This is a genomic window from Xanthovirga aplysinae (assembly GCF_009711365.1).
GTDB lineage: Bacteria > Bacteroidota > Bacteroidia > Cytophagales > Cyclobacteriaceae > Xanthovirga > Xanthovirga aplysinae.
In genome coordinates this window covers 1-781 of sequence record NZ_SMMB01000230.1, presented here as the reverse complement: position 1 = coordinate 781, position 781 = coordinate 1, and the positions used below count along the sequence as shown (strand labels likewise).

Below are 781 nucleotides of genomic sequence, written 5' to 3'. Positions count from 1 at the left end.
GTAAGGATTTTGGAGGCCGGATATATAAAAACTTTGGGTAGGAATACCAAGAAGCACAGTTTAAATAACAAAGATGAAAAGGCACACGGAAGCCTTAAAAGCCAAAATAATTAATATTTTTCTAAGGAAATGGTAGATGGTGTATTAAAGAAATATCTTGAATTGGTTTGCCGCTATGGGGATAGAAAAAAAGCCTTTGCAGAATTATTTTCTGATAACACAAAAGGGTTGCAAGATGAAAGTAATGCCTTTGTGAACGAATTGGAGGAGCTGGATCATCGCTGTTGGCTTTTTTTGTATCGAAAAACATGGAAAGAAACTGTATCAGATGCTCAATATTTTACGTCATCCGCTCAGGAAAAGATAGTGGTTTTTTATGACCATTGCTTTCATGTTTTTAAGACCTTTAAACCTTATTTGTTAACTTTTTCACAGAAGAACCTTAAAATTGAACGAGATGATTTACCCATGAAGGGCTTCCTTGAAGAGATTTCAAATCTTTTTGTGCAATTTGTGCAAAAACACGAATCCATTACGCCTTTGACAAAGCAACAAATTGCCCTGCTCTCTAATGTCTTCCAAATTCAGTTTATTATTTTTTTGAGACATTGGCTTCAGGATCTAAGTAAAGATTCAATAGAAACAGAAGAAGTTATTCAAAAATCAATCGAATTATCTAGAAGGCTGATTTGTCGAGGTTCAATTGATAAATTATATGAGCTAATGGTTTTTCTGTACCACAACGGTTCTTCTGGAAAAATATCTTTACTATAAAAATTCC

The 781-nt window shown here is 33.7% G+C and carries 1 protein-coding gene; it reads left to right on the top strand.

Annotated elements, in window-relative coordinates:
• Window positions 1–129: 129 nt before the first annotated feature.
• Complete coding sequence (locus E1171_RS00520; RefSeq protein ID WP_155203057.1) at window positions 130–774, top strand: hypothetical protein; 645 nt, start codon at window positions 130–132, stop codon at window positions 772–774.
• The last annotated feature ends 7 nt before the right edge of the window (window positions 775–781 follow it).

Bases quoted from the DNA above. Each gene is read 5' to 3' on its own strand.
- E1171_RS00520 (WP_155203057.1), top strand. From the start codon at position 130: ATGGTAGATGGTGTATTAAAGAAATATCTTGAATTGGTTTGCCGCTAT.